This window comes from Nitrincola nitratireducens, assembly GCF_000585235.1.
Taxonomy (GTDB): domain Bacteria; phylum Pseudomonadota; class Gammaproteobacteria; order Pseudomonadales; family Balneatricaceae; genus Nitrincola; species Nitrincola alkalisediminis.
In genome coordinates, this window is sequence record NZ_AONB01000001.1 from 259,759 (window position 1) to 284,167 (window position 24,409).

Sequence of the window (24,409 nt, forward strand, 5' to 3'; positions counted from 1 at the left end):
CGTTATCTCGCTGGAATAAAAAAAGGTTTGCCATCAATCCAAGCCGTTTGGAGACGTTGATTAAACAGCGTTTCTAATGCAGTGGGTTGCAGCATGGACTCAGCGTCTCCCCAACAAGCCTGACCATCGGGGTAAAGTAATAGAATATGGGTACACCAGCGTGCCGCTAAATTCAGGTCATGCAAGCACATCACCAGTGTTTTTCCCTGTTTGGCTTGCTGGGCCATCAACTCAAGCGTTGCCACTTGGTGATGAAGGTCTAGGTGATTAGTGGGCTCGTCGGCCAGCCAAATCGCGGGGTTTTGTGTCATCAAGGTGGCAATGGCAACCCGTTGTCTTTCCCCCCCAGATAAGGTGCTCACTAACCTATCTGCAAGGTGATCAATATCCAGTGCCACCAATGCCGCTTGTGTGAGTGCTATGTCGTTAGCTGACTCCATCTGCCAAGCCGATAGAAAGGCATGGCGTCCCATTAACGCGGTTTCCATCACGGTTGCCGGAAAATCATCGTGTCGTTCTTGAAAAACAAGACCCAGCAGTTGGGCAATGGCACGGCGTTTATAGCTGTGGAGTGGGCGTTGATTGAGGTGAATCTGTCCTGAGCGAGGCGCACGCAGCCCAGCAAGTGTCTGTAGAAATGTGGTTTTGCCAGCGCCATTGGGCCCCAGTATGCCCCATATTTGCCCTGGCTCTAGACAAAAAGACAGGGCATCCCCCTGAGCTCTGCCCGGCACGTCGATGGCCATGGCTTTAAGTTCAAGGCTGGCCATCAACGTGTCCTATGCAATAGATAGAGAAACATAGGCACTCCGAGTAAGGCCGTTAACACCCCAACTGGAAGCTGCTCGGGGGCAATTAAGGTGCGAGCGAAGGTGTCAGCAACCGTCAGTAGCGCGCCGCCGGCAAGGGCCGAAGCGGGTAGGATCAGCCGTTGATCATTGCCCAATACCAAACGCAGCATGTGCGGCACTATCAAACCGATAAACCCGATGCTACCTGCAGTGGTGACGGCAATCGCCGTGAGCAGGCTGGCTAGAAAAAAAATGCCAGCTTCTAAGGGTTTGACCGCAACGCCTAAGGCCGCCGCTTGCAAAGGGCCACGTGCTAACACGTTTAAACTGCGTCCAAACGGGGTTAAAACAACACAAATGCTGATCAGTAGGACTAAGGCTGGCCAGGGTGTTTGAGCATAGGACAGATCTCCCATCAACCAATAGAGCATACCGGGTAGGCGCTGCGGTGGACTCAAGGCTAACATCAAGGTGATGATGGCACCCCATCCCGATGCGACCACAACGCCCGTGAGCAATAGACGAGAGGGTGTCCAACTGCCTGAACCATGGGCCAGCCCAAATACGAGAAGGGTTGCGATTAGAGCCCCTAATAATGCTGACCCAGAGACCAATAGAGCACCCAGTCCCAAGAGCATTGCTCCCAAAGCGCCAACAGCCGCCCCACCCGAGAGTCCTAGGATATAGGGGTCGGCCAAGGGATTGCGCAACAGAATTTGCATTAAGGCTCCGGCCACAGCCAGCAAACCACCTGTAGAAAAGGCCGATAGGGTTCTAGGTAGGCGTAAGTCCAAGATCAAGGTGCGTTGCAAGGGATCACCCTGTCCAATCAGCACGTTCATCACGTCGCGAAGGGGCAGTCCGGAGCTGCCCTGTGTGACTGAGAATACGAGGGCCATTGCCGAGAGCAGTGCTAAGCTCAACAAAGGAATCAGATAGCGCGTATGTATGGAGCCTGCGATGGGTCGTTTACTGACGTTTGGCACGGGCTTCATCCAATGCTTGGCAGAAACGTTCTGCCCCTTGTAAAAGGCGCGGGGTTGGCCTTTGAATCAAAGAGGGGGGAATAAAGTATAGATTCTGATCGGCTGTTGCGTGTAAATGGGGGTATTGTTGCCAGTGGTCGAGCCAGGCTTGGTTTTCCTCGCCCATTCCGCCAGCCAATATTGCTTCGGGATTGGCACTTAAGATGGATTCGGTATCTAAACGCGGAATCATACGCGGTAAATCGGCAAACACATTGTCGCCCCCGCAGAGTTCAATGACTTGGTGAATGAGATGTTCATGGTTGACCGACATGATTGGGTCATTCCAAACCTGGTAAAAAACGCGAACGGGTGATGCGTTTTGATAGCGCTGCTGTAAGTTGTTTATGCCCTCTTCAAACGCTTGAGCAACTTGTTGCCCGACGTCATCGCTTCCTGCTAAATGGGCTAAACGGAGTAAAGTGCTAGAAACATCGGCAAAACGGCGTGGTTCTAAGTAAAAAACCTTGAGGCCCAATGCTTCTAGTCGTTCCATTTGTTCAGCGGGATTGCCCGTTACCCAGGCAATCACTAAATCGGGTTGCAATGAAATGAGCTTTTCCATGTCCAAACGGGTGAGGCTACCGAGTGACTCTATCGCTTGTGCCTCGGGGGGGTAGTCACTAAAGGTGACAACTGCCACCACTTGATCACCGCCGCCCGCTGCAAACATCAGCTCAGTGGCACCGGGTGACAAAGTGGCAATGCGTTGAGCCGGGTGATCCAAACAGATTTGGCGACGCTTATCATCAACCACACAGCGTGCTTGAGTGGTCTCATCCGCCAGTAAGCTGGATGTTCCCAACAAACTCACGAACGCGGCTAAGATCCATTTATGTAGCATGATAAGGTCGCCTTCTGATTAGAGTCCGCTATAACTTAGAGTTAAAAATGCACTGCGTCCAGGATTCTTATAGTCCCAACCACCGAAGCCACGTGTCGTGACATAGTCTTTATCAAACAGGTTGTCGACAGTGACGGTTGCAGACCATTCAGGTGCAAAGTTCCAGCGGCTTCTGAGGTTAACAAGGCCGTATCCCGGCATCTTGTCAGACTCACGGCGTGCATTGTAACGGCTACCTTGCGCAATTAAAGTACCGCCGACCGACCAGTCTCCCCAGCTGCGATCCGCATCAAAGCGAACGCTTTTAGTGGTGCGGCGTTGTAGACGAGTATCGTCGGCACGATCGATCGGATCAGTTCCTGTCAAGGCGGCTTTTAGCATCCAGTCGGCGACCTCAGCACCAAGCTGAACTCAATGCCACGAATACGCGCACGATCAATATTTTGGGGTGCCCATAAACCGGAAGGCAGGGGAGCCCAATTGATCAGGTTTTTATACTGCGCTTCGTAAACGGCGACATCCCAGAAAAACGTTGGGTATTGACCACGAAGCCCTATCTCAGTGGTATGGGAGGTTTCCGGTGCTAGATCAAGATTACCGCTGCCAGGCCAGTAAAGATCATTGAACGTGGGCGCTCTAAAGGCGGTTCCGTAGCTGCCTCTGAGTGTGTGCTCGGGGTTGATGGCGTAACCCAGGGCAAGGCCACCCGTCACCTTATCACCATAGACTTGGTTGTCATCAACGCGTAGATTGGTTTGCAGACTTAAAGGATTGAAGTCAAATAAACCTTGTGCGAAGACCGCATGGTTTTTACGAGATTCTCCAGCATAGCTTGAGGTTTCGACGCTATCCTTAAGTGTGTCTGCACCCAAAATAAACTCATGGGCATCCATCCAAAGCGTGTTTTCCCAACGCAGTTTGTGCGTTTTGGTATCAAAATTAGAACGAGTGCCTTGATAGCTTGTGTTCTCATCCCTTGCTTCACTGAGTTGCACGCGAGACAGCCAATGCTCCGTGACTGGAATGCTGGCCGTTAGCCTAGTACTTGAAGTCGGTAATCCGTGTTACCACCGACAAACTCGGTATTCCCTTGGGTGTGCATCACCAATAGACTTAGATCTGCACCTGAGTCAAAGCCCTGACCGAGACGGGCAAGGACCGATGTATTGTCATAGCCCCTACGTCCTTCACCTTCTTTAATCTCGATGCCATCGGTTGTAAATTGATTGGCAACCAGCTGGTATCGAGTTGAGTTGTGTTGACCCGAAACCCCTGCATTGACTTGGTAGGAACCAAAGGATCCACCACCGACAGACACATTCATTCTTTGTGCTTGAGAGTTGGCTAAAAAGCCTTGTATAACACCGCCCGCCGCATCAGCACCGTAAAGCCCCCCGCGTGGCCCTCTCACAATTTCAAAGCGTTCAAACAGATTGGGTGTTAAAAACTGCCAAGACGCACCGCCAGAGGTGGCGGACTGAAGACGAATACCGTCCACTAACAAAACGGTCGAATCCGAAGCGGCGCCGCGAGTGTAGACACTGGTCGTTTTACCGAATCCGCCATTCGAACTGAAATCAACACCAGGCTGACCTTTCAGAAGGTCAATGATGTCTTTAGGTTGTTGTAGACGAATTTGCTCTTCATCTATAACCGTGACAGATGCCAGCGTTTCATCCGCTGTTTTTGCGGACAGGGTGGCTGTCACAATAATTGGATTAAAACGTGTGTCTGCAGAATCCAAGGAGGAGATCGGCTGAGCGAAGAGAGGAGCGGAAAGGCTCGATAGGCAAAGCAAAGCTAAAGGCTTGATTGCAAAAACCGGTTTGTTCATGTGACAAGGTCTCGTCAAGTGTGCACACCCGCACAACTAATTATCGGGGAACTGCTGTCAGTGGGAGGAGATAGGAGGGACAAAACAAGACCCTGCCCAATGATCGCCCACCGCAATCAGGCATAACATCACGGGCAGGTCTCCGGGCTGACAAGCAAAAGACTCGGTTTTTTAAAAAGCTATCTTTAAAAAAGCTATGTCTTAAGGGGTGGCTCACCTTCCCATACCGACGTACAGTGGTTATTGAGGCACCTTAACTTGATCACCGTTGCGGGGGCAGCGTCAGATTGAAGCACTGACTTCCCTATTAATCCGAGAGCGAATCTACAGAACCTGTGAAGCGCCAAAGACTAGCATTTTGAGTGATTTTTCACAAGTTAAGGGTGCAGTGTGAGCGTGCTTTAAGGACGAATCCAGCGGAATAAGTGAAGGCAGAGTGAGGTTGCTTAAACCAACGACCCCTTTCACTGTTTAACCGATCGTCTTGATCGGTCGGACCAATCCATTCCACGCATAAAACACCTCATCACAGCGCTCAGCTGCATCTTGCTTAACCAGCCGTTGAGGTCGCGAAGGGCGCGTTGTTTGGCTTCGATCGGCACTATACCTCGTCCAATCTCCAGCAAGATCAAGCAAATGGGCTGTTGCGAAGCCTGCTCATGTGCCAGATAGGTGTCGAGTTGGTTTGCATACTCAGTACGAAGCTGCTTAACATCATAGTTCCCCATTAAGTCTGCCTCAATCCAACGCTCCCAGCCCTCAATGATGAGAGGGGATGGGGCGCTGGATTCGGTTGGCCAATCCTTCAGGTATTTGCTTCATAGGCTGAAAGCCAATAGCCATTGGGGTAGAGCTGACGAGCAAAACGGCGTTTTCCTGAGCAGTACCCACCGATAATCAGTTTCACATTAACCTCCTTTCCAATCGTACGCACATCCGCCAAGCATTTGGATGACGTGATCCGCCTGAGCCGTCAGGCATTGATGCAGGCACTGTAAAAAACGCACATAGTTGAGCAATTCTGGGGTGTTTGGAGGCAAACACTCATTGATATCATTAGAGACGATAATTAAATGGATCTGTTGGTCTGTAAGGGCCTGGATGAAGGCATCGAGCTCTTCGATAGCCTCTTTAGGGCTAAAGTCGCTGGCAAACATCACTTGGCTGCTCCAAAGGGTCAGGCAATCCAGCAATAGCGTGCTGTTGGCTTGCAAGCGAGGCAGGACTGCGTTTAAATCTATGGGCTCTTCCAGTGTAATCCAAGCCTTCCCTCTATCCTGTTGATGCCAACGAATACGAGCTTGCATCTCAGATTCTTGCGGCGTCGCGGCTGTTGCTAAATAAAAAAGCGCCCCCCCTCGTGTCTCAGCATCCTGCTCGGCAAGTTGCTCTGCCAATCGACTTTTTCCTGAGCGCACCCCTCCTGAAATAAAGGTCAGCATGACAAACGCCCCCATTCCTGCAAAGCCATTAACAGCCGCTGATTGTCAGCGCGCGAACGTATGGCAAATCGTAGCGCTGAGCCATTTAACCCTGCAAAGTTGTGAGTGTGACGAGCGAGTAAACCGCGTTGCAGTAGGAAAGGCAGCAAGGCATTTGAGTCGCGTTCGGCTGATGGGGGCTGCAATAGAAAAAAATTGGCTTGGGTTGGGGGAATCGAATAGTGATACTCGCGCAGTTGCGGTAACAGCCAGGCTTGCTCTTGTGCTAACCAATCGTGGGTAGCGGCTAAAAACTCACGGTCCTGCAGCAGATGGGGCACGATGTTGGCGGCAAAGGTATTCACACTCCACGGAATTTGTCGTTTTTTAAGCTGTGCGATGCATTCGGGGTTGGCCAGAATATAGCCGATTCTGAGCCCCGGTAAGGTGAACATCTTGGTTAAGGAGCGTAACAGAATCAAGGGTGTGTTTTTATCCAGACAGTGTTGCAATTGGTTTTGTTCATGAGGGGCAAAGTCGATAAACGCCTCATCAACGATCAGTGTACAGTTGGTTATTTTTGCCTGATCGACCCATTCTTCCATTTCCTCCATGCCAATAAGGATGCCCGTTGGGTTATTGGGGCGGGCGATAAACACCACATCCTGCGCCGCCATTTCGGCAAAAATAGCCTGCTTAGGCAAGTGGAAGTCAGGTGTAGAAAGTTGTTTGATACTGGATGTTAGGCCGTAGTGATCGCAGGCTCGACGGTATTCCGCAAAGGTTGGCTCCAAAATCAAACTGCGCTTGCCTGCGAACAGGGAGGTTGCCAAAAAGATGGCCTCACTGCCGCCATTGGTTAAGCAGACCTGCTCAGGTTGCACGCCTTCGGCCTGCGCAATGGCATGGATGGCATCCGTATACTTGGGGTCTGGATAGCGTGTTAGGGTGTCCAATTGCGATTGAATAAACGGACCCAACCAAGCGGGTGGCCCCAAAGGGTTGAGGTTGGTACTAAAATCAATAACCTTAAGTTCTTTGGGGAAGCCATAATAGGCCAGAATTGATTCTGACTGACCACCATGCGAAGGCCAGGGTGCTGTGCTTGAATGATTCATTGCCAAACCCATCCCAGCAAGCTGATTAAGGCAAAAAGCAGGGTGAAAACGATCCAGGCACCATGCATCAGGCGAATACTTTGGCCTATATGCGCGGTTTGCAGTGGCTGGTTGTTTGAACCCAGAATGGCTCGGTGAGAGGCAATGCCTTGGTAATAATTGGTTCCACCAAGTTGCACGCCCAGCAAATTCGCCACCATGGCCTCCGGCCATCCGGCATTGGGGCTTGGATGCAGAGGGGCTTGCTGCCACGTGTGTCGCAGTGCATCCGTTGTACGAACACCTTGCAGCAGGATGGCCGCGATCCAAAAACAAGCCGCTGTCAAGCGCGCAGGCAGCCAATTGGCTAAATCATCCAGCTTCGCAGAAGCATAGCCAAAGTCGGCATAGCGTTCGTTTTTATAGCCGACCATCGAGTCCAGGGTGTTGATGGCTTTGTAACTCATTGCCAGGGGCGCGCCGCCTAAAAAGGCCCAGAACAGGGGAGCGGTGATGCCATCGACCGTGTTTTCGGCCAGGGTTTCCACCGTGCCACGAGTGATTTCGGTTTCATCCAATGAGTGGGTGTCGCGCCCAACAACATGGGATAAAGAGGTACGTGCCAGCGTGAGGTCGCCTTGGCTCAGGGGCCGAGCAACGGCGAGCGCCGCATCCTTTAATCCTTTGATGGCAAAACAAGACGACAGCAACAGGATTTCCAGCAGTAGGCCGAATACCGTATGAAGTGCATAGGCGAGCGCTAAGCAGCATAGGTGATCGCAAAGGTGCTCATCACAACGCTAGCGGTTAATAAAAAGCCATTGATACGTTGTGTGCGGTGGTCGCCACGGTTCCAACGTGCATCAAGTCTGATGATGAATGCGCCTATCAGTTGCACTGGATGTGGAAGACGTTTGGGGTCTCCCACGACTAGATCCAAAAGAATAGCCATCAAAATAACGCAGAGTAAACCTAAACTTAAGCTTGAAAGCAGCATGAAAGCGCCATGACCATCGGTTGTGAACAAGGGGTAATGAAGTCGGCTATCATAGCAAAAACACGACGTGTTGGTGCAGCTTTCATCAAGCATGTTCACCGTTTGCTATTGGGCTGTGGTAACCTTCGCGTTTTGAATGAGTCGAGCCGATGTTCAAGGAGCCAAGGTGAGTCAGATGGTTGAGAAGGGGGTGTTCAACATCCCACTGCTTTCAAATGAGTTGGATGCCGAGATTCAACACAAAATTGACATGAAAACCAAACCCCAAGGATCACTGGGTCGTTTAGAAAGTTTAGCGGCTCAGATTGCGCGTCTACAACACACGTTATCACCTTGCACCGACACGGCCATGCACTTGGTGTTTGCCGCTGATCATGGTGTGTGTGAAGAGGGGGTAAGCCCTTTTCCTCAAGAAGTGACGGCGCAAATGGTACTGAATTTCCTGCAAGGTGGTGCGGCCATTAATGTCTTTTGTCGCCACAATAACGTCGGTCTTAAGGTCATTGATGCGGGCGTTAAAACGTCTTTGCCTGAGCATCCTGATTTGGTGTCCTGTCCGGTTGCATCGGGCACTCGTAACTTTGCGCAAGAGGCCGCCATGTCGGCTGGCGAACTGGCGCAGTGTCTGCAAACAGGAGCAGAGATGGTCGATTGCTGGGCTGCAGATGCGCAGGTGTTAAGCTTGGGTGAAATGGGAATTGGCAATACCACTACTGCTGCCGCTGTCTTGGCTGCGTTACTCAATATACCCGCACGGGATATTGTCGGGGCCGGAACGGGGGCAAGCCCCGAGATGCAAGTGCATAAAGCACAGGTCATTCAAGCAGCACTTGAACGTCACCAGACACATCAACTATCGCCTCTAGAAATTTTGCAATCCGTGGGTGGGCTGGAAATTGCCATGATGACCGGGGCTTTTTTACGTGGGGCTGCCCTTAAAAAGCTGCTCGTGGTCGATGGTTTTATTGCCACCAGTGCCTGGATGGTGGCGTACCAGCTCTCTCCGCACATTCGTGACTACACGGTCTTTGCGCATCAAAGTCATGAGCAAGGTCATCAGCCTATTCTGTCTCAGCTAGGAATCGTGCCTCTGTTGACACTCGATATGCGTTTAGGGGAGGGGACGGGCGCCATTGCGGCGATTCCGCTGATTCGTTTAGCGACCGCCTTTTTGAATGAGATGGCCTCCTTTGATGATGCAGGGGTGAGCCAGTCCGCATGAATACGCCCAAGACAAGTCTGGTCCGCCAAGAGTGGCAAGCGTTTTGGTTGGCGGTGAGCTTCCTGACGCGTATTCCAGTTTGGGTCAAGATTGATTACTCCCAGCGCCTAATGAACCTATCCAGTCTTTATTTTCCGCTGGTGGGCTTGTTACTGGGGGTATTGAATCTGCTTGTGTACAGTCTGCTGATCAGTCTGTTGCCACTCACGGTCACTTTGCTGCTATTGCTGGTGTTACATTTATGGATAACGGGTGCCTTTCATGAAGATGGTTTGGCCGACAGCCTCGATGCGTTTGGCGGCGGCTACACCCGCGAGAAGCGCTTAGAGATTATGAAGGACAGCCGTATAGGCACCTATGGCTCCGTTGCCCTGTTTTGTGTGCTGGCATTAAAGTGGGCCATTTGGGTTGAGCTAGACAACTTAGCCATTGCGCTGTTAATGGCACCTGCCATTGCCCGCTTAACGCCGCTGTTTTTAATGCACTTTATGCCCTATGTCACAGCATCTGAGCAAAGCAAAACCAAGCCTGTTGCTGACTCTATGAGTCTAGGACGCTTGGCTTTCGCCATCCTTGGTGTGCTGCTGGTGGCGCTTATTGCCCAGGTGTTTTGGATAACCCTTCTTGCCATTGCGATCACGCTGTTGTACTGGGGATATAGTCTGCATCGGAACTTAGGGGGATACACAGGGGATACACTGGGGGCCAGTGTGATTATCTCTGAGCTGGTCTTTTTGCTCTTGCTGCTGATTGGACGCTGAGTATGCGTTACTGGATCAGGCATGATCGACCCTTGTTATCAAGCCATCTGTGTTACGGTTGGCTTGATGTACCTTTGGCGGTGCCTGTGCAAGAGACCCTTACCCAGCTGCCCAGCTTGCCAATCCATCTGCCCATTTACACCAGTCCTTTGCAGCGATGCCGTTTATTGGCTGAAGCCTTGGCCGAAGGTAAGCAATCTTTACATTGCCTTGATGCACTGCGAGAAATTCATTTTGGTCAGTGGGAGGGGGTCGAGTGGGATAAAATCAGCCGAGCTGAACTCGATGCTTGGGCCGAACAGCCTTATGCCTACTCCTTTCCAGAAGGGGAGTCGATCCCTGAATTTTTAGCCAGAGTTCAAGTCTTACTCGATGACCTTCCAAGTGAGGCCATCGTCATCACCCATGCTGGCGTTATTCGCGCGGCCCTGCATTTTGTGAAACACTTCCCCCTTGAAGACGCCTTTGCGACTCCGGTGGGGTATGGTCTGTGTCTTGAATTTTGATGGTGAAAAAAGCATGGATAGATTCATATTGGCAAGCGTGTCGATGCTTTGAGTTCTCGCAAGGAAAGATTCGATGCAATTGCGGAGACTCCAGGCAGTTTTCTGAGTACCTGATCCACGAAGCGGCTGTAATCGTCCAAATCCTTAGCGACCACTTGCAGTAGAAAATCGGCAGCTCCGGTTGTGTTATGGCACGACAAAACATTGTCACAACGCTGAATCACCTGTTCAAAGCGCTGTGTTGTCTCTTCATCGTGTTGGTTGCAGGTGAGCTGTACAAAAGCGAGCACACCAAAGCCCAGTTTACGGCGATCAAGATTGGCTTGGTAGTCGGTAATGATGTTCTCTTCTTCTAGGCGTTTCAGGCGGCGCCAGCAGGGTGTTTCGCTCAATGACAATTCAGTCGCCAACTTCGCATTCGACAAACGGCCGTCTTGCTGCATACGTCGAAGAATATCAGTATCTACCTTGTCTAAGCTGATCATTGAAAGACTCCTCTAAAATAAATCCATTTTAAGAAATAATATTCCAAAGTCTGATGGATTTATACGATAAAAAGCAAGGTAATTTCTGGTGAATTCAGTAGTCTGTTAGCTCAACCAATTGATCACCTGAGGGGGGAAGCATGAAAGCCGTTGTGTATGAGAAGTTTGCGAAGGCACCAAAGATAATGAATGTACAGGACCCAACACCTGAGGCCCATGGTGTGGTGATCAAGGTTGAGGCGACAGGTGTCTGTCGAAGTGACTGGCACGGCTGGATGGGGCATGATCCGGACATAGAACTCCCTCATGTCCCTGGGCACGAGTTTGCTGGAGTCATTGAAGCCGTCGGGAAAGATGTTAAGTCTTTTAAAGTGGGTGATCGAGTCACGGTGCCATTTGTCAGTGCATGCGGTGCTTGTCCTGAGTGCCACGGTGGAAATCATCAAGTCTGCGGCAACCAAACTCAGCCTGGATTCACGCATTGGGGATCGTTTGCAGAATATGTCACTATCCACCATGCCGATGTTAATCTGGTGACACTACCGGAAACCATGGACTTCGCCACTGCTGCTAGCCTTGGATGCCGTTTTGTTACATCCTTCAGAGCCGTGGTTGACCAAGGCAAAGTGAGTGCAGGGCAGTGGGTGGCTGTTTATGGCTGCGGGGGTGTTGGGCTTTCAGCCATTATGATTGCGAACAGCATTGGTGCCAATGTGATTGCGGTTGATGTAACAGAGGACAAGCTAGCGCTCGCTAAATCCCTTGGGGCTTATGCAACGATTAACGCCTTGCAGGTGCCTGATGTTGCCGAGGCGATTAAAGAGATCACGCGTGGTGGCGTGCATGTTTCACTTGATGCCCTAGGTCACCCGACAACCTGTATTAATTCGATCAAAAGTTTGAAAAAACTGGGTAAACATGTTCAGGTCGGTTTGTTATTGGCGGATCATGCGACACCACCAATTCCGATGAATCTTGTGATAGCGCATGAGCTGGAAATTATTGGCAGTCATGGCATGCAGGCATTTCGGTATGACGCCATGCTCGCCATGATTAAATCGGGCAAGCTGCGTCCTGATAAGCTGCTGGGACGCACCATCAGCTTAGAAGAGTCCATCGCAGCGCTCACCACGATGGATACACATAACCCGCCGGGTGTGACTGTGGTGACGCATTTTTAGAATGCCTGTGCCGTAAGGGTAAACACAAGAATAATGCCAGCCCCATTGTGTTTACCCTCAGATCAAGCCCGTTATGTTGCGGACTTGGTCTGGCGCCTAAACCAACTCTGCTGCCATTGTCCGATTAAAAAGCCCACCAATATGAAACTGCATGCCAGTAGCTTGGCGTTACTGATCACTTCACCGTGAAACAGGGCGCTGCCGATCAAGCCAAATACAGGTGTCAGCATGGTGAGTGGCGCCACCGTCGATAAGGGGTACTGAGTAATTAAGCGGTTCCACAACCAGTAGCCCAGCAAAGTCGTTGGGTAAGCTTGAAACAGTATTGAAAACCAAACACTTGAATTCATTTGAGCGGGTAAGGCAATAAAGACCTCCGGTCCCTGTGAGATCAGGGCAAGCGTTGCCAGCGGGATGGGAGCAAACAGCATTCCCCAGACGCTAAAGGCAAAAACCTGCTGAGTGTTCGCCATTTTGACGATCAGACCGATGATGCTCCAGCTGAGTGCTCCAATTAATACCAGAAGTAAACCGGCTAAGGGAACGGAACCGTCCTGAAGGTTTAGGCTGGCCAACGCTCCAATTAAAATCAGTAACGCGCCGAGGCTTTGGCGAGGTGTGATTTTCTCTTTTAAAACGAACCAGCCGATCAAAAGGCTGGAGATCAAACTTAAATCCATGAGCACACCGGCCATTCCTGCGGAGACACCTAAGGAAATCGCTGATGTCATCATTCCCCAGACTCCGACACCAAAGGTGACGCCGTAACCGATGAGGTAACGTAACTTCACAGGGGGACGTTTGATGAAAAAAATGACGGGCAAAACCGCAAAGGTAAAGCGCAGGGTGGTTAGCAGAATCGGATTGATTTGATCTGCGCCGAGTTTAATCACTGAAAAATTAAATCCCCACAAGCACATAATGGCGAGGCCCAACAGTAGGTCATTCAGACGCATGGCGTTGTTTCCTTTTTCTCTTCGTTTGCTGAGAAATAAGTATCGATGTTGGGATTAAAGGATAACAGATGCAATTTATGAAAATAAAAAGTATACAGTTTGTTTGAGGCCGATTATTCTTAACTCTAAAGGGGTGTGCAACGGAGTAGGTGTATGCGATATCAGGGCATTGCAGAACAGATTATTGAGGACATTTGCAGTGAACGGCTCACTCAGGGAAGTCGTATGCCCTCTTTACGTAGGCTAGCGCAACAGTTTGATGTCAGTATGACAACAGCCATCAACACCTATCATCACCTTGAAGAACTCGGTTGGATTATTGCGAGGCCTCAATCCGGCTTTTATGTCTCTAGGTCCTTGATGACAACTCAGACACCGGATCTACCCCAGTTTCGCAGTCAACTGAAAAGCCTTTCATTTCGTGAATCGGCCATTACCTATCTGCCCAGTAGGCTTCAATCTGGACCCTTAGGGATCTCGCAGTTAGCACCCGAGATGATGCCTACGGAGCCCTTGCAGCGAAGCATGAAGCGGGGGTTAAGGCGTTTGAGCCAGCAGTTGCATGCTTACCCTGATCGTCAAGGGGATCCGGCACTGCGATATGCACTGGAGCAGCATTTTTCAACCTCTGGTTTTCCATTTAAGGGGCAGGATCTGGTGATAACGGGAGGGTGTATCGATGCGGTGCGTATTGCGCTGGAAACCGTATCAAGCCCTGGCGATGCGATTGCTGTGAATTCACCTTGCTTCAGTGGTCTTTTGGAATTACTGGCGGTACTCAACCGAAAAGTCGTGGAAATCCCTTCAACAGACGAAGGCGTCGATTTGGATCAATTTGAACAGTTACTGAAAGATGCAACGATTCAGGCGGGTTTGTTTAGTACGTCTCATATGAATCCTCAGGGAATTTGCATGTCAGCCGGTCAAAAGCAGCGACTGGCTGAACTGGCGAATCAGTATCAAGTTCCCGTGATTGAGGATGATATTTATATCGAATTGGGACAAAGCAAAACATTGCCATTGCCCGCTAAATACTGGGATAAAGGTGGTTTTTTACTCTGGTGCAGCTCTGTTTCTAAAACCCTGAGTGCTGGGTTGCGTTTGGGTTGGTGTTTGCCAGGGCGCTTTTTTAGTGCCTATGAACGTAGGCAAGGAATCAGTCATTTTGGCGTGAGTACCCCCGTGCAAGCGGGGCTGGCGGATTTTATCAGCACGGGTCAGTATCACAGTCACTTAAATAAAGTGCGTGCTCAGCTTCAGCACAATCTTAGGGATTATCGGGCATTTTTGTTGCAACGCTTGCCAACAGGCACCGCTATTAGCAATCCAACTGGTGGGATGGTGCTTTGGTTGCAGGTTCCGGGACTAGACAGCAAAGCCCTTTGGCAGAAGGCGGTAGAGCAGGGGCTGGATCTTAGAATCGGTCCTGCGTTTACCACATTGGACCTGTATCAGAACTATATGCGTCTTAATGCTGGCTGGCCGATGGATGCCGATATTCAGGTATTGCTTGAACAGTGTGTTGCGTTGGTTGAGCAAAACCTGGGCTTGGATAAATCCGCTGTGGCAACAAAATCGTGATTGGCTGATGAAGGCTGATCAGAGCCTGCCTGCCCGCGCAAGGATAAATCTGCTACTATGGCCACTCGTTTTTTATTTGATTTGAGGTGTGTTCATGACGATTCATCGTATCAATCCTTGCAAGCGCTGGTCAGATGTAACGGTTTTTAATGGCATCGCTTACTTTGTGGAGGTGCCGGAATCGGATCTAAGTGCCGATATCCAAGGCCAGTTGGCTCAGATATTGGAACAGGCGCAAGCTTCGCTGGCAAAGATTGATAGTGACAAAAGCCGGATTTTATCTGCCACCATCTACATTACAGATTTTGCCAATCTGCCAGCGCTGAACGAGGTTTGGGATGAATGGTTTCCAGAAGGTACCGCGCCAAGTCGTGCCTGTGTGAAAGCAGAATTGGCGGATCCAGATTACTTGGTCGAAATTGCATTTACCGCTGCTGCGGGTGCCAAGTTTCAGTCATAAGCAACGGGAATAGATGCTGCCGGAGCTATTGTTCTCGGGCAGCCGCTTCGCGCAATTTATCCTTTTTGCTTTTTCGTTTGCCTTTAACGGGCGCTTTACCTTGAGTGTTTTGCGGTGATGCCTGCGTTGGTGTTGGGCTAGGCTCAAACCCTTGAATCTGTTCGAGTGTCACGTCAAGCTGGTTGCGTTTTACAATCAGTTTGAAGTGAGCATCACTGTCAGGGTCGATAAAGGAGAAAGCGGTGCCTGCTTCACCGGCCCTTGCGGTACGGCCAATGCGGTGGATGTAATCGGCCGGTGCACGCGGCAAGTCGTAATTCACCACATACGGCAGTAAGGGAATATCAAGGCCGCGTGCCGCCAGATCGGTTGCAATCAACACCCGAATTTTGCCAGTTTTGAATGCAGCCAAGGTGGAGCTGCGCTCTGTTTGCGACTTGTCTCCGTGCAGTGTTTCGACGTTAAAATCGTATTTGTAGAGCTTGTCAGCTACATTCTCAGCCGTGCGCTTGCTCGCGACAAACACCAAAAACTGTGCACCGGGGTACTCGGTGAGCAGGTGGCGCAGGAGCGTGGTGCGCTGTGCTTTGTCCACTTCAATCGGACGTTGAGTGAGGCTGTCCGGTAACTTGTTTTGTCGTTCAATCTCGATGCAAACTGGATGAAATAAGAGTTGATTGATTAAGGCATCGACCTCTTGCGGGAAGGTGGCCGAAAACAGCAGGTTTTGTCGCTGTGCTGGCAACAGGTTGATGATCTGCTGCAATTCATCAGCAAAACCCAAATCCAGCAGGCGGTCCGCTTCATCCAACACCAGATGCTGCACTTGATTTAGATTGATGGCATTTTTTTCGATCAAATCCAGTAGACGACCTGGGGTTGCGACCATCAAATCACAACCGCCGCGCATGGCCTGCATTTGGGTGTTAATCGAGACACCGCCGTAGACTGCAAGGCTTTTAATACGTCTTGGGTAATACGCGCTGAATGCTTGAATTGCCTGTTCAACTTGTACGGCCAGTTCACGGGTGGGAACGAGCACTAAGGCGGCCACCTGATTGCTTCTGAGCCCAGGGTGGTTGAGTAGCTTTTCTAGCAGCGGCAATACAAACGCCGCCGTTTTTCCTAAGCCTGTTTCCGCCGCCGCCAAAACGTCACGTCCTTCCAGAACCGCAGGTATCGCTTGGCTCTGAACAGCTGTAGGGGTTTCGTAACCCAATGTATCAAGTGAGCGTTGGAAAAAATCAGACAGACCCAAGGAAATAAACGACATAAGAGGATGTATACCGAGTGAAGATTAAAAAACCATTTTAGCAGGTTTGGAGCGCTAAGTCCGACAGGCTGTTTGCGTCGGAGATGGGCTCAACGCACTGCGTTGGGCCTAAGATTTACTTTAATTCAGAGAGTTCTTCACTAAACCAAATTTTGCGTCTAAAACGAGGGTTTTTAGAGGACATATCGATTTTATAGGGATTGGCTTCTTGAGTCTGTGGCAGATTAAGCAGATTACACAGCTCCTGCGCTAGCCATTTTTCAACTTTCAAAACCACCATTTTCTTACGCAAACGACCTTGTTCATCACGGTTTAAGATTGTGGGCAGTGTGTTCAATGTGAGTATTTCGCCAATGGCCGGGTGCGCCATACGTTCACGCCCTTCATCACTGGCATAAAAATGTGAGACAGCAAACACCATACGTTGAGGATTGATCTGCTGTAAAAACTGGCAGGATTTGACCACGGTCGACCCTGTACGCACCATGTCATCGAACAGAACGATGCTGGATCCTTCTAATCCATCAAAAGTATGCTCACTTTCTTTATGCAATGTGATCTCAACTTTTCGCTCAGCCGTTCGTTCCTTGTCGAGCATAATGAATTTGGCTTTGCTTAGACCAAGAGTTGTAAACATTTGTTTAACGAAGTCGCGCGCTCCTTTATCTGGAGCGCACAGAACCAAACCATCGCCGTCCTCGCCATAACTCAAAATGTTTGAATTGAGTAAGTAATGGGCATAAATCCCGTAGAATAAGGTTATGGAAGTCACCATCAAACACATCCGAAAAAATCTTCTGAACGGATTCAGAGTGATTGTGAATGGTCATCACAGTGTCCACGCCCGAAAACTTTAAGAGTTGAGCGTAGAGTTTAGCGGTGAAGGGTTGTCCATCAAACTTTTTGATGTCATTGATGTCACGTTCAAAATGCGTTTGCCCTAAATCTTTATGGGGGCCACGATCTTGTGCACTATAGAAAAGATCCGGTTCGACCAGAATGACGCGTTCGGCACCGTTTTCCTTGGCTGCACGTGCAATAATTAAATTATTCATCGCCAACTCTTGTCGGCTCTTAGTATGACTTGTTGTACTGACGATGATGACTGGGCGGCCTTTGAGTGTGCGTCCAATATTATCAAAGTCGGTTTCGTCCGATATAAACCTAGGACAAAACTCGGAGTTCATGAATTGCTTCATGCTAATTAGGTCAGCAATATCTTCTCGTTGCCCCATGGCATAAGCAACATCAATGGCAAAGGGGTTGTCTGAAGTGTTGCTCACGACAACAGGAGTGGACGGGCTGGCCGATAAAGTCATGGACGATCCTTAAAAAGGGTGAAATTACCGCTAATTTTAATACGTGTTGGATTATTTCAATAGAGTTACTTTGCAACTTCTTGCGGATTGTACAGGTGTTGTTTTGCCGCCTTAATCACAGATTGACGAACTTGCGCCATGACAGGGCTTTCGGCTTGCCAAAAGTGCCAGTACAAGGGAATGTCTTGCACATATCCAGGAACAACGTCTACGAGTTGCTGACTCTCAATCAAACCTTTCACTTGCAGCTCTGGCATCATTCCAAACCCTAGCCCTGCCAATGCCGCTTTGACAAATCCTTCAGAGGATGGGATCAGATGTATGGTTTTAGGCTCGGCTCCTGCCATGGCTGTCATAAACTGGTGTTGTAATGCATCGTCACGACTGTAGACAAGGCAAGGAGCGTAGAGCAGTCGGTGAGCGTCAAATGTCTCTAGATGTAGGCGCTTAATGAAGTGGGGGCTAGCGAGAGCTCGGTAACGCATTGTGCCTAAAGCGATACAGGCTCCCCCATTCACGGGTACAGCACTGTCACATAAGCAAGCCATGACTTCGCCTTGTTTCATGCGCCTTAGTCCAACGGCTTGATCTTCGACCGATATATCAAAACGCAACTGAGGGTATTGATCAATTACTAAGGCCTCTGGCAGCCAAGTGGCTAAAGAGTCTGCATTGACTGTAATTCGAATAATCAAATCCTCTGGGTCAATGGCTAAACCTAAGCTTGCCTCCATCTGCTTAACCTGTTGCAGGTGATTAAGTAAACGCTCCCCCATTAAGGTGGGCTTAGGTGGGGTGCTTCTAAATAAAAGTGGCTGCCCTAATTGGCTTTCAAGTTGCTTGATCCGTTGACTCACCGCCGATTGGGTGAGATGCAACGCTTGCGCGGCTTTTTCAAAACCACCTTGTTCAAACACAGCAGCGAGTGCTTGTAGGAGTCGATAATCAATCATTAGAAATACTTATGATATATAAAAATTATTTGTTAGATTAATGGTAACGCATGGATTAGTCTCTGCCAATCATTCAATGAAGCCAGTGGAGGCTGTGATGTGGGTATTTGCGACAGGTTTTGTAGTGTCTTTAGGGTTGATTGTGGCCATAGGTGCTCAAAATGCTTGGGTGTTAAGCAATGCGATGCGCGGTTACCATCGGAGTGTGATCGCCAGTGTTTGCATTCTCTGTGATTCGATTTTAATCATCATCGGTGTCTATGCAATTCAACACATTCAGTCATTGATTCCACCTTTAGTGCCGATTTTAACGGTACTGGGTGTGGCGCTATTGTTGAGTTTAGCCTTTAAATCCTTAATGCGTGCGGCCAAAGGAGGAGAGGGATTGCAGGTGTCCGATGTGATTAACCAGCCGAGTGCAGTGAAAGTGGCCATCACGGCGTTGGCCATAACCCTTTTGAATCCACACGTATACTTGGATACGTTGGTTTTGATTGGCAGTGTGGGTGCGCAACAGACGGACAAGCTCTGGTTTGTGGTGGGGGCTTGCTTTGCTTCGTTTGTTTGGTTTTCAATTTTGACGAGTTGTGCGCCTTTGCTGAAAAAACACCTCAGTTCACCTACCCATTGGCGGGTGTTTGATGCGGGTATGGGGATGATTTTACTCGCTGTGGCGGTTAGTTTGGTTGTTTCGTATAGTCAGTGAGCGGGAAGGTTGACGTGTGTTTAAATGTTGAATACTGAGGTCAGAGGTTCCCAGGTGAGGTGAGCCTCTCAGACAGTGAAAACCTGAGAGGACTCTTTATACCTATTTAGAACGCAGGTACGACCGCACCTTCGTATTTTTCGAGAATGAAGGCTTTCACTTCATCGGTTTTAAGCACGTCTACCAAGGTTTTCAAGGATTCAGCGTCTTGGTTATCCGCATGTGTGACCAAAATATTGACGTACGGTGATTCGCTGCCTTCAATAAACAACGCATCATCGGCTGGGTTTAAACCGGCTTCTAAAGCGTAGTTGGTGTTAATGAGTGCAAGATCAACTTGATTCAGAACACGTGGAAGGGTCGCCGCTTCAATTTCACGGATACGCAGCTGCTTAGGGTTGTCTTGAATGTCACGGACACCTGCAGTGATGCCTGCTTCTGGGTTTAGCGTGATTAAGCCAGCTGTTTGTAACAATAATAATGCACGACCACCATTGGTAGCATCATTGGGAATGGCCACTTGAGCGCGTTCAGGCAATTGTTCAAGATCGGTGTGCTTAACCGAGTAAGCGCCAAAGGGCTCAACGTGAATACCGGCTAGGGTAACCAAATCAGTCCCACGCGTGCTGTTAAAGTTATCTAGGTACGGCTGGTGTTGGAAAAAGTTGGCATCAAGGCGCTTTTCCGACACCTGCACATTGGGTTGGACGTAATCGGTAAATACACGCACGTTCAGTTCGATGCCTTTTTCAGCCAGGGTCGGCTTCACAAACTCTAAAATTTCAGCATGTGGAACGGCGGTGGCGGCGACTTGTAAACTTGCTGCATGTGCTGAAAAAGCGGTTAAAGCAGCTAAGGTCACGAGTAATTTTTTCATTCAATATCTCCAAGGGGCTAACAAAATAAGACAGGTTTCATTTACGTGAAAAGTGAATGACTAAGCGGTCTCCTAGACTCTGTAATAGTTGTACCAAAATCAGTAACAGAACGACGGTCACAACCATGACGTCGGTTTGAAAGCGTTGATAACCAAAGCGTATGGCCAAGTCACCTAGCCTCCGGCGCCCACGACCCCCGCCATGGCGGTATAGGAAACCAGTGTAATGGCGGTGACGGTAGAGGCCGCGATAATCCCGGGTCTTGCTTCTGGGAGCAAGGCTTGGGTAATAATCTGCCAAGTGCTCGCTCCCATGGCTTGTGTGGCTTCAATGATGCCTTTATCCACTTCACGCAGGGCTGTTTCGACCAGACGTGCAAAGAAGGGGGTTGCGCCCGCAACTAAGGGGGGAATTGCACCCGCGACACCAAGTGACGTACCCGTAATCAACAAGGTTAAAGGAATCATCACTATCAACAGAATGATAAAGGGCAAAGAGCGCAATACGTTGACGAAAAACGAGAGAATTCCATACAGGGCTTTTTGCTCAAACATTTGCTTAGGGGCGGTTAAAAACAAAATAACGCCCAGCGGTAGGCCAAAAAGCACGGTGAATAGCATGGAGCCACCGAGCATCATCAAGGTGTCGAGCGTGGCGAGCCAGATATCATACCAATCGACGTTGTTAAAAAATGAACTCATGGGCGAAGGATCTCCACCATCACATCGGCTGCACGGAAGGCATCCAACGCAGCTGCCGTGTTACCTCCAATTAAAGAAAGGGTTAATTGACCATAAGGCGTGTCACGAATGTAATCGATACGGCCATTTAGAATGCTGTAGTCAACACCGCTGTGGCGTGCCACCTCACCCAACAGAGGCGAATAGGTGGACTCGCCTTGAAAGGTTAGTTTGATGATGCAGCCTGTGATTTGAGCAAAGCGTTTGAGTTGCTCTTGTTCATCAAGGTGTTCGTCTTCGTAGACAAAGCGGCGCGTAGTAGGATGTTGAGGATGCAAAAAGACCTCCGACACACTGCCTTGTTCAACAATTCGGCCCGCATCCATCACGGCAACCTGATCACAGATGCGACGAATCACATCCATCTCGTGCGTAATAAGCACGATGGTTAGGTTTAGCTCTCGGTTTATTTCATTCAACAATTGCAATACTTGACCCGTTGTTTGCGGATCAAGAGCGCTGGTTGCCTCATCGCACAGAAGAATACTGGGATTGGTCGACAATGCGCGAGCGATGCCCACGCGTTGCTTCTGTCCACCGGATAATTGCGCAGGGTATTTTTGGGCATGGTCGGTCAAACCGACACGTTCGAGTAATTGGTGAACGCGTGCTCTAATTTGTGACTTGGACAGCTCGTTTGCAAGCTTCAAGGGCATGGCGACATTGTCAGCCACTGTTTTTGACGACAGTAGATTAAAATGTTGAAAAATCATCCCGACGCCTTGTCGAAAACGACGTAAAGCCGCTGCATCTAGTGCCGTAATATCTTGATCCTTAACAAGAATGCTTCCAGACGTCGGTTCTTCTAGACGGTTAATAAGGCGTAAGAGAGTACTTTTACCGGCTCCAGAGTGACCGATAAGACCGAAGATTTGGCCCTCTGGGATCTGTAGATCGCAAGGCTCCAGCGCGGTAATCTCACGCCCACCGACCTTATAGGCTTTGTGTACGTGTTTAAACTGAATCACAAAAAAATTAACCTTGTGGCTGAAAAATAGCAGGCAATATTACCACAAAGTCGTAGAAGTGAATGTGAAATATAATACTAACCTTATAGACAAATTTCATGTTCCACACGGTTACGCCCTTTTTGCTTGGCTTGATAAAGCGCGGTATCGGCGTGTTTTAGAAGCAGTGAGGGCGAATCCACAGTTTCTGGCCAAGTGGCAATGCCGATGGAGAGCGTAATCGTACCGATTGACTGCCCTAAGTATTCAATCGGTGTTTTTTCGACGTCAAGGATGAGCTGCTGCGCTCGTCTGACGGCATGTTCATTGGAGGCGGCAGGCATCACCACCACAAACTCCTCGCCACCATAACGGCAGGAAATATCGGTTTCTCGAAAGTGCGTTAACAAACATTCAGCGAGGGTTTTTAATGCCATGTCGCCGGCTTCATGGCCAAATCGATCGTTAAACTGTTTAAAGTGGTCGATGTCACAGATGAGCAGGGATAAAGGCGTGCCTTGGCGTAACGCAACCATGGATTCTCGTTTTAAAAGCTCGTCAAAGAACCGACGGTTTTTTAAGCCTGTGAGTGCATCTTCATAAGATAATTGTTGCAGCTCTTCTTGCAGCTTAATACTCGAAAGTGTGATGCCAATCCGATCGGCCGCCCTTGAAATAAAGAGTGAAATGGCATTGATCGTATCATCATGGATCAAAGGGCTTTCGTCGATTTCAATGACAGCACACACATAGCTTTTATCGGTTGCATCATCCACCTTGATTGAAAAGCTGAGAATGGATTGAGGCGTTAGGGTCGACGGCAGCATACGGTCTCGAACAGAGTTAAAGCGAACCGTTGCCGGTAAAGGCTTAAGCAACGCGGGTAGGCGTTTGAACAGGAGTTGCAAGGCTTCTTGTAACTCTGTGCATTTGTGCAATTGTTCGACTAACTGCTCAAGTGCTCGCATTTTTTTGTTTTCGAGAGCGAGTAGACGGGCGCGCTCTTTTTCTCTGAGGGCATAGCGTTGAATTTTTTCGGTGCGCTCAATGACTTTTTGCTCTAGCGAGAGGGTCAAGTCGACCAGTGCTTTTTGAGTTTGGTTGAAGTGCACTATAGAGATAACAACCAAGGTCATGGAGAAAAGTAAGGCTCCCACGGATACAGGAAAACGCCACCAAGCGATCAATCCATGCGCAACGGCCATATCGATCAGGAGAAAAACCGAGTATACGGCATACGCACAGACGATTAGCTTTTGCGTGGTATCGAGTTTGGTGTGTTGCGGCACAATAAGCACCAGCATGCTGATGAGCGTTAAAACAAATAAGGCATCAAACACAGGGTAAAAATGTGCCAGTCGAATGATTTCAGTTAAGGATAAACCTAAAGCGACGACCAAAAAAACAATATGGACATTCCGTATCCATTTCAGCATACGGAAAGCCGGAGAGGTGTTCGCAAGCCAATAATAGAGAAGGCCCGAGATCGCAATAGGCAGTGTAAAGTAAGACGTGGCTGCCAAGTATCGCCAGAGCATCGGTGCATTGTAGATAAGTTGCGAGGCTTGGCTTTCACCGATAATCATTCCTGCCGAAGCAAACGAGAAGAGTGTGAGGTACAAGTAGGTTTGCTTGTGTGATTGAAAAAGAGAAAAAATAAACGCCAAAATACCGATTAACACGCAAAAAGCAAAAATGATGCGTTCTTTTAATGAACTCGACAAGATAAATAGAATTAAGTCGGGCTTCTCCATCACCTTAACTTCACCCCATAAGCCAATATCACTGTAATCCGAAAAGATTCGGAAGTAGATAGGCTTACCTTGAAAACCTTCGGGCAGTTTGATGCTGTGCCAAGGCCAGCCTGCAAACGCACCGCGACCCGTTTCATCAAATTGTCCGAATTCGTATATTTTGTTTCCATCAAAGTAGACCTGAACAAGCAAGTCCACACTGTAGATATATAAAACGGGATCGGTCCATTGTCCTTGCGGCAGTAAGGTTTTGTACCAAACATTGGTTTGGCCCTTGCGCTCGGGTGGGTTGGAAGGGAAGTCAATGGATTGCCATTCAGGTGAATTGAACGGCTCTTGAGACCAGAGGGGGCGTTCCATGCTCATTAAAGGGAGAATCACCCCAACGGTAACTCCAATCCCGATCCAGTGAGACCGTGGCGGAGGTTGCAGTCGGCACCCAGCAACACATCGCGATCAAAAATATGAAACAACATGAGGTCACTAGGCGTCCAATACGTGAGTTTAATGTTAGTGCCATACTTCAAAATACCGTGCGATGGGTTATGTCTGAGTGTTTCCTCATCCTTGTAAGTTTGAATTGTAGCGGAAAACATATAATTTTGAATTGATTGAGTGTAAAAATGTTTTTTAAAACGTGAGCTTATATGACATTTATAAGTGTTTGATGTTGGGTTA

26 protein-coding genes, 1 pseudogene and 1 riboswitch are annotated in these 24,409 nt (G+C 49.2%); of the genes and pseudogenes, 7 read left to right on the forward strand and 20 right to left on the reverse strand.

All coding sequences use genetic code 11. The annotated features are described in order from the left end of the window. Window positions 1–2: 2 nt before the first annotated feature. The 11 genes from D791_RS01155 to D791_RS21615 all read right to left on the reverse strand — a co-directional run bounded on the left by D791_RS01155 (window position 3) and on the right by D791_RS21615 (window position 8,102). Window positions 3–770, reverse strand: a complete 768-nt coding sequence (locus tag D791_RS01155) for an ABC transporter ATP-binding protein (protein WP_036506684.1) — start codon at window positions 768–770, stop codon at window positions 3–5. Continuing rightward, window positions 770–1,786, reverse strand: a complete 1,017-nt coding sequence (locus tag D791_RS01160) for a FecCD family ABC transporter permease (protein WP_081763663.1) — start codon at window positions 1,784–1,786, stop codon at window positions 770–772. The genes D791_RS01155 and D791_RS01160 overlap by 1 nt, the downstream gene beginning before the upstream one ends. Next, window positions 1,761–2,660 (reverse strand): cobalamin-binding protein, encoded by a 900-nt coding sequence (locus tag D791_RS01165; RefSeq protein ID WP_081763664.1) that lies wholly within the window; start codon window positions 2,658–2,660, stop codon window positions 1,761–1,763. Before D791_RS01165 ends, D791_RS01160 begins: the two co-directional genes overlap by 26 nt. An 18-nt stretch (window positions 2,661–2,678) precedes the next feature. Further along, the gene (locus D791_RS21285; protein WP_089503587.1) at window positions 2,679–3,041 is read right to left on the reverse strand and encodes a TonB-dependent receptor domain-containing protein; all 363 of its coding nucleotides are present in this window, start codon (window positions 3,039–3,041) and stop codon (window positions 2,679–2,681) included. After that, window positions 3,035–3,655, reverse strand: a complete 621-nt coding sequence (locus tag D791_RS21290) for a TonB-dependent receptor domain-containing protein (RefSeq protein ID WP_157682195.1) — start codon at window positions 3,653–3,655, stop codon at window positions 3,035–3,037. Before D791_RS21290 ends, D791_RS21285 begins: the two co-directional genes overlap by 7 nt. Before the next feature lie 38 nt (window positions 3,656–3,693). Continuing rightward, complete coding sequence (locus tag D791_RS19890; RefSeq protein ID WP_089503589.1) at window positions 3,694–4,494, reverse strand: TonB-dependent receptor; 801 nt, start codon at window positions 4,492–4,494, stop codon at window positions 3,694–3,696. A 116-nt stretch (window positions 4,495–4,610) separates the two neighbouring features. Next, window positions 4,611–4,846, reverse strand: a riboswitch (cobalamin riboswitch). A 112-nt stretch (window positions 4,847–4,958) separates the two neighbouring features. Continuing rightward, window positions 4,959–5,222: a bifunctional adenosylcobinamide kinase/adenosylcobinamide-phosphate guanylyltransferase gene (locus tag D791_RS18700; protein ID WP_051513848.1), complete on the reverse strand. Its 264-nt coding sequence runs from the start codon at window positions 5,220–5,222 to the stop codon at window positions 4,959–4,961. A gap of 180 nt (window positions 5,223–5,402) precedes the next feature. Then, window positions 5,403–5,936 (reverse strand): bifunctional adenosylcobinamide kinase/adenosylcobinamide-phosphate guanylyltransferase, encoded by a 534-nt coding sequence (locus tag D791_RS01180; protein ID WP_036506687.1) that lies wholly within the window; start codon window positions 5,934–5,936, stop codon window positions 5,403–5,405. Further along, on the reverse strand, window positions 5,930–7,033 hold the full coding sequence (gene cobD / locus D791_RS01185; protein ID WP_036506690.1) for a threonine-phosphate decarboxylase CobD: 1,104 nt from the start codon (window positions 7,031–7,033) through the stop codon (window positions 5,930–5,932). The genes D791_RS01180 and cobD overlap by 7 nt, the downstream gene beginning before the upstream one ends. Further along, complete coding sequence (gene cbiB / locus D791_RS01190) at window positions 7,030–7,722, reverse strand: adenosylcobinamide-phosphate synthase CbiB (RefSeq protein ID WP_337588577.1); 693 nt, start codon at window positions 7,720–7,722, stop codon at window positions 7,030–7,032. Before cbiB ends, cobD begins: the two co-directional genes overlap by 4 nt. Window positions 7,723–7,772: 50 nt before the next feature. Continuing rightward, window positions 7,773–8,102, reverse strand: coding sequence for a cobalamin biosynthesis protein (locus D791_RS21615; protein ID WP_337588578.1), 330 nt, complete (start codon window positions 8,100–8,102; stop codon window positions 7,773–7,775). Between the two features lie 82 nt (window positions 8,103–8,184). Here D791_RS21615 and cobT point away from each other — a divergent pair, with 82 nt between their 5' ends. From cobT to D791_RS01205, 3 genes are read left to right on the forward strand one after another with little or no spacing between them, the layout of a single operon-like run. Further along, window positions 8,185–9,231: a nicotinate-nucleotide--dimethylbenzimidazole phosphoribosyltransferase gene (gene cobT / locus D791_RS01195; protein WP_036506693.1), complete on the forward strand. Its 1,047-nt coding sequence runs from the start codon at window positions 8,185–8,187 to the stop codon at window positions 9,229–9,231. Beyond that, window positions 9,228–9,992 carry an adenosylcobinamide-GDP ribazoletransferase gene (gene cobS, locus D791_RS01200; protein WP_036506696.1) on the forward strand — a complete coding sequence of 255 codons (765 nt, stop codon included), beginning with the start codon at window positions 9,228–9,230 and terminating at the stop codon, window positions 9,990–9,992. The genes cobT and cobS overlap by 4 nt, the downstream gene beginning before the upstream one ends. A gap of 2 nt (window positions 9,993–9,994) precedes the next feature. Beyond that, window positions 9,995–10,498: a histidine phosphatase family protein gene (locus D791_RS01205; protein WP_036506699.1), complete on the forward strand. Its 504-nt coding sequence runs from the start codon at window positions 9,995–9,997 to the stop codon at window positions 10,496–10,498. Window positions 10,499–10,521: 23 nt separating this feature from the next. Here D791_RS01205 and D791_RS01210 read toward each other — a convergent pair whose 3' ends face one another. Then, window positions 10,522–10,983, reverse strand: coding sequence for an Lrp/AsnC family transcriptional regulator (locus D791_RS01210; RefSeq protein WP_036506711.1), 462 nt, complete (start codon window positions 10,981–10,983; stop codon window positions 10,522–10,524). 140 nt (window positions 10,984–11,123) lie between these two features. On the opposite strand from D791_RS01210, the gene D791_RS01215 reads away from it, so the two are divergent. Continuing rightward, on the forward strand, window positions 11,124–12,164 hold the full coding sequence (locus D791_RS01215; protein WP_036506714.1) for a zinc-dependent alcohol dehydrogenase family protein: 1,041 nt from the start codon (window positions 11,124–11,126) through the stop codon (window positions 12,162–12,164). A gap of 71 nt (window positions 12,165–12,235) precedes the next feature. Here the strand turns inward: D791_RS01215 and D791_RS01220 are convergent, their stop codons facing one another. Further along, window positions 12,236–13,120, reverse strand: a complete 885-nt coding sequence (locus D791_RS01220; RefSeq protein ID WP_036506716.1) for an EamA family transporter — start codon at window positions 13,118–13,120, stop codon at window positions 12,236–12,238. A 153-nt stretch (window positions 13,121–13,273) separates the two neighbouring features. Here D791_RS01220 and D791_RS01225 point away from each other — a divergent pair, with 153 nt between their 5' ends. Then, window positions 13,274–14,701, forward strand: a complete 1,428-nt coding sequence (locus D791_RS01225) for an aminotransferase-like domain-containing protein (RefSeq protein ID WP_036506719.1) — start codon at window positions 13,274–13,276, stop codon at window positions 14,699–14,701. 94 nt (window positions 14,702–14,795) lie between these two features. Further along, window positions 14,796–15,161, forward strand: a complete 366-nt coding sequence (locus tag D791_RS01230; RefSeq protein ID WP_036506721.1) for a RidA family protein — start codon at window positions 14,796–14,798, stop codon at window positions 15,159–15,161. A 25-nt stretch (window positions 15,162–15,186) separates the two neighbouring features. Here the strand turns inward: D791_RS01230 and D791_RS01235 are convergent, their stop codons facing one another. From D791_RS01235 to D791_RS01245, 3 genes and pseudogenes are all read right to left on the reverse strand, one after another. Continuing rightward, complete coding sequence (locus D791_RS01235) at window positions 15,187–16,434, reverse strand: DEAD/DEAH box helicase (protein WP_051513852.1); 1,248 nt, start codon at window positions 16,432–16,434, stop codon at window positions 15,187–15,189. Window positions 16,435–16,549: 115 nt separating this feature from the next. Further along, window positions 16,550–17,753 (reverse strand): annotated as a pseudogene (locus D791_RS01240) (ribose-phosphate diphosphokinase). Between the two features lie 65 nt (window positions 17,754–17,818). Next, the gene (locus tag D791_RS01245; protein WP_036506723.1) at window positions 17,819–18,706 is read right to left on the reverse strand and encodes a LysR family transcriptional regulator ArgP; all 888 of its coding nucleotides are present in this window, start codon (window positions 18,704–18,706) and stop codon (window positions 17,819–17,821) included. Between the two features lie 40 nt (window positions 18,707–18,746). On the opposite strand from D791_RS01245, the gene D791_RS01250 reads away from it, so the two are divergent. Beyond that, a complete protein-coding gene (locus D791_RS01250) occupies window positions 18,747–19,412 on the forward strand; it encodes a LysE/ArgO family amino acid transporter (protein ID WP_202806783.1) in 666 nt (221 codons plus the stop codon). 106 nt (window positions 19,413–19,518) lie between these two features. Here the strand turns inward: D791_RS01250 and D791_RS01255 are convergent, their stop codons facing one another. The 4 genes from D791_RS01255 to D791_RS01270 all read right to left on the reverse strand — a co-directional run bounded on the left by D791_RS01255 (window position 19,519) and on the right by D791_RS01270 (window position 24,097). After that, complete coding sequence (locus D791_RS01255) at window positions 19,519–20,289, reverse strand: MetQ/NlpA family ABC transporter substrate-binding protein (protein ID WP_036506729.1); 771 nt, start codon at window positions 20,287–20,289, stop codon at window positions 19,519–19,521. A gap of 174 nt (window positions 20,290–20,463) precedes the next feature. Continuing rightward, the gene (locus tag D791_RS01260) at window positions 20,464–20,991 is read right to left on the reverse strand and encodes a methionine ABC transporter permease (protein WP_475094619.1); all 528 of its coding nucleotides are present in this window, start codon (window positions 20,989–20,991) and stop codon (window positions 20,464–20,466) included. Further along, window positions 20,988–21,998 carry a methionine ABC transporter ATP-binding protein gene (locus tag D791_RS01265; protein WP_036506732.1) on the reverse strand — a complete coding sequence of 337 codons (1,011 nt, stop codon included), beginning with the start codon at window positions 21,996–21,998 and terminating at the stop codon, window positions 20,988–20,990. Before D791_RS01265 ends, D791_RS01260 begins: the two co-directional genes overlap by 4 nt. Before the next feature lie 83 nt (window positions 21,999–22,081). Then, window positions 22,082–24,097 carry a sensor domain-containing diguanylate cyclase gene (locus D791_RS01270; RefSeq protein ID WP_081763667.1) on the reverse strand — a complete coding sequence of 672 codons (2,016 nt, stop codon included), beginning with the start codon at window positions 24,095–24,097 and terminating at the stop codon, window positions 22,082–22,084. Window positions 24,098–24,409: the final 312 nt, after the last annotated feature.